The 4186-nt window shown below is 70.9% G+C and carries 4 protein-coding genes; 3 read left to right on the top strand and 1 reads right to left on the bottom strand.

What is annotated here, in order from left to right:
* Positions 1-262: 262 nt before the first annotated feature.
* From ACWCO3_RS32140 to ACWCO3_RS32130, 3 genes are all read left to right on the top strand, one after another.
* Positions 263-1360, top strand: coding sequence for an FAD-binding oxidoreductase (locus tag ACWCO3_RS32140; protein ID WP_450013648.1), 1098 nt, complete (start codon positions 263-265; stop codon positions 1358-1360).
* 96 nt (positions 1361-1456) lie between these two features.
* Entirely contained in the window at positions 1457-2182 is a 726-nt protein-coding gene (locus ACWCO3_RS32135; protein WP_357930455.1) for an SDR family NAD(P)-dependent oxidoreductase, read from the top strand.
* A 99-nt stretch (positions 2183-2281) separates the two neighbouring features.
* Entirely contained in the window at positions 2282-2950 is a 669-nt protein-coding gene (locus ACWCO3_RS32130) for a TetR/AcrR family transcriptional regulator (protein ID WP_145785332.1), read from the top strand.
* Between the two features lie 96 nt (positions 2951-3046).
* Here the strand turns inward: ACWCO3_RS32130 and ACWCO3_RS32125 are convergent, their stop codons facing one another.
* Positions 3047-3934: a fibronectin type III domain-containing protein gene (locus tag ACWCO3_RS32125; protein ID WP_357930452.1), complete on the bottom strand. Its 888-nt coding sequence runs from the start codon at positions 3932-3934 to the stop codon at positions 3047-3049.
* Positions 3935-4186 lie beyond the last annotated feature (252 nt).

Genomic DNA, 4186 nt, shown 5'->3' with positions numbered 1-4186 from the left:
GCGCAGACGACCAGATACAGCACCGGACGTTCCGTCATGCCCGCATCCTGCCCGACTCGGCGGAGGCGAAGTCGAGCGCATACCGATTGCGCATGCCGCCAACGATCACCGTGGCATGCCGTATTGCCTGGTCAACCGCGAGGGTCGACGCATGGCCCGGGGCGGGTGCTCGTGTCCCCAGGGCTGCGCCGACCCCCATCGGCGCAGCCTCGTCCCCGCCCGCCCCGGCGCCACTCGACTCGTCGACATCCTGGAGCCCGCCATGCCCACCCTGACCGCTGCCTGGGAGTCGGTCGACGACCGGGCGGCCGGCGACTTCTGGTGCACACTCGAAGACCGCTGCCCCGGCCTGCTCCCACACCGTGACGCGCTGCTGTTCTTCACCGCGCTGGGCCGCCTCGTGGTCGGCGGTGACGACCCGGCCAAACGGGCGGCGCTGCTCATGGTGCTCGGCCGCGCGTACCGTCACCTCGGCCTGCTCCCGCACGCCACCACCATCGGCGCAGCGCTGCTCGCCACCGTCGCCCGCCACGCCCACCCACTGTGGACGCCGCAGCTCGCCACCACCGCGGAGCGCGCCCTGCGCCGCGCCACAGATGCCGTGCGCTGCGCCGCCGGGCAGGCCGGCGACGGCCGGGCCTGGTGGCACGTCCAGGTGATCGGCCACGACCGGCCGTCGCCCGACATCGCCATCCTGACGGTACGTCCCTGGCGGCGACTGCCCTTCCAGCCAGGTCAGGCCGTGCCGGTCTGCACACCCCGCCTGCCCGGGCACTGGCGCTGGCTCTCACCGGCCAATGCCCCACGCACTGATGGCACCGTCGAACTGCACGTTCGCGCCGTGCCCGGTGGCACCGTCTCCCACGACCTGGTTCATCGGGTACGCCCCGGCGAGCTGCTCTGGCTCGGCCCACCCGGCGATGCTGGTCTGCGCCTCAACCCGGCGCGTGCCGACGATCTGCTGCTCGTCGCCGGTGGCACCGGCCTGGCACCACTGCGCGCCCTGGTCGAGCAGGTCGCCGCCGCACCGGACGGCCGGCGGCTGACGCTGGTCGTCGGCGCGCGCACCTTCACCGACCTGTACGACGCGATCGCCCTCGACAGGCTGCAGTGCGCCCACGACTGGCTGACCATCGTGCCGGCCTTCTCCGATGATCCCTGCGCGGAGCCGGCCGAGCGGGGCGACGCCCTGACCATCGCCCTCCGGTATTACAGCGGCACCCAGGAGGTCTACGTCTGCGGGCCGCCGCCGATGCTGGCCGACGCGCGGCCGCGGCTGCTCGCCGCCGGAGTGGCCGCCGACCGCATTCAGCTGCCGAGGCGATGGGCTGGCGGGGCAGGGGGATCCCCGGTCCTGTGAATGCCCGCACACAAGTTGGCGGCACCCTCAACTTAAGCGTAGCGTGGGGTTTAGTTGAGGTAGGCCTCAACTTAAGCCGTCGCTAGGGAGTTCCTGATGTCCAAGACCATCACCGTGTTCGGAGCAGGCTCCGGCCTGGGTTCCTCGATCGCTCACCGGTTCGGCCGTGAGGGTTACCGAGTCGCGCTCGTCGCGCGCCGACGCGCCCCCCTCGACGGCTTGGCCGCCCGACTGCGGGCCGAGGGCGTCGAGGCCGACGTCTTCACCGCCGACCTGACCCGCACCGCGGAGATCCCGGCGCTGATCGGGCAGATCATGGACCGGTTCGGTGCCATCGACGTCGTCGAGTACGCCCCGATCACCACCGAGCCCTTCACCCCGGCGACGCAGCTGGACGCCGCCAAGGTGCAGCACTACGTGAACCTCTACCTGCTGACCCCGGTCGAGATCGTCCGCGCGGTGCTGCCCGGCATGCTCGATCGCGGTGACGGCGGCATTCTCATCGGCCAGGGCGTCTCCGCCGTGCACCCGACGCCGTTCATGAGCGGTGTCGGCCCTGCCATGGCTGCCGCCCGCAACTACGTGCAGACCCTCAACGGCGAAATCGCCGACCAGGGCGTGTACGCGGGCGTCCTGCACGTCGCTGCGATGATCAAGGGGAGCGCCGGCTACGACGCCATGGTCTCCGGCGAGCTGCCCACCGGCATGGACGTCGCGCAGATCCCGACCGTCCACCCCGACGACCTCGCCGACACCATGTGGGCCATGCTCACCAAGCGGGATCGGGTAGAGGCGATCGTGCCGGCCCTCGGCGACGCCTGACACCTCACGGTGGGCAGCGGGTAGTTTGACCAGCTGGCACGGTGTCCACGTCCGAGGAGGGTGTCAGGTGTACGGACCAACTCGTGAGGCCCACCGGCCATGAGTGAGGCGGCGGCCCGGAAGCCACCACTGCGCAGCGACGCGCGACGCAACATCGAGCGGCTCACCGCAGCCGCCGCCGAGCTCTTCCACGAGCGTGGCCTCGACACCCCACTCGAAGACATCGCGGCGCGGGCCGGTGTCAGCACGGGCACCCTGTACAACCGGTTCGGCAGCCGCGAGGCGCTCATCGACGCCGTCATGCCCGACCTCGTCGCCGCGAAGGTCGACACCGCGATCCGGCGGGCGTACGCCTGCGCCGACCCATGGGAAGGGTTCGTGCTGTACGTGGAGCAGCTCTGCGAGCTGCAGGCCACCGACCCGGCGCTCAACGACGCGGTGTCGCGGCGGTTCCCCGACGCCGAGCAGCTGACCGCGCTGTGCGACGCGCAGCTCGACAGCGCACGACAGTTGATCGTCAACGCCCAGCAGAGCGGCTCGTTGCGGTCAGACTTCACGGCCGAGGACCTGCCGTACCTGTTCTGGTCCACCTCGATGATCGTCCGCGCGACCGGCGGCGTCGCCCCGGACGCCTGGCGACGCGCGCTCCACTTCTTCCTCGACGGGCTGCGCTCCGAAACCGCGCACCCCGCCCCGGTCGGCCCGTTGGAACCCGCACAGATCCACCAGGCGATGCTCGGCCTCGGCGAGCGCAGATCCCGCCCCTGACCCGCGGTCGGCATCGGACGCGGCAGACCGCGAACGTGCCGGCTCATCAGGACGAGGCCGGACGGACGCGGCTCCCACCGGTCGCCCGGCGCGCGGTCAGGTGTTCGTGTCGCCGAACTCGCGTACCCCGTCGACGTCCAGCGTGATCCGCCCGTTCTCGGTCCACTGACCGGTGGCGGCGAGCCAACTCGGGTCGTCCCGCTCGTCGATGGTGCTCCAACTGTGCCGGTGATGCCGTAGCTGGATCGGCCCTGTCGACTGGCCCGGCGCGAGCGTCCCACCGGTGAAGGTCAGCTCCACCCAACCCGGGACGGGCGTGCCCGGCGGGGGATACGGCGGGGCCGGCGTCGACATCGCGGACGGCGGCCCGCCCGGTGGGACGAAGAACTGCACGGTCTGGCGGATCCGGTCGCAGCCCAGCGCGGCCCAGTCGCAGTTCGGCACCAGCGAGGTGTTGCCGCCCTCGAAGCGCAGGTGGTAGCGCACCTGCACCGTGCTCAGGTCGAGCGGCCCGGTGCCCGTGTTGGTGACCCGCAGGAGGTGCTGGATCTGGTTGTTCGTCGGCGACCAGTCGAGATTGAGGTAGCTGACCGTCGCGCGACCGCTGGCCGTGCGCACTGTGGTGGCGGCCGAGGAGTCGGAGTAGCCGCCGAGCGCGCGGGCGGCAACCGCGATGCGGTACGTCGTGCCGGGTGCCAGGTCGGTCAGCGTGATCGTGGTGTCCTCCGTGGTGCCGAGCCAGCGGTACGTGTTGGGGCCCAGCGGCACCTGCACCTCGTAGTTGATGGGCTGCCCGGTGCCCTGCCCGTCGATCCAGGCGGACGGCGTCCAGGTGAGCGTGAGCTGGTGTGGTTCGTTGACCACCACCGTCGGGCTGCCGGGGGTGCTGATCGCCGGGCCGTCGTCGGCGTGGGCGACGTTGACGGCGAGCAGGCTCGCCAGCGCGGCGACGGCTGCGACGGCGATGGCGCGGCGAGGGGACATGAGGCGAATGCTAGGGCCGTACCCGCAAAACTGATAGTTAACAGTCAATATGTGGGCTCAGGTTCGCGGTCCTGGTCCGCTACGCGACGTAGTCGGTTTGGGGATAATGCCTGGCCAGGCGGCTACCTAACGTCAACCCGTCATCACGAACGGCCTTGATGTCGGCGGTACGACACCCGCTGATCGGGCCTCAGACGGGAGAAACATATGCGTACCCAGAAACAAGCCCGCGCTGTCGTACTCGTGCTGGGT

The sequence above is a fragment of the Micromonospora sp. NPDC002411 genome (assembly GCF_053592955.1).
Note: the sequence above shows the minus strand (reverse complement) of the source record. Positions and strands in the feature narration are given on the sequence as shown.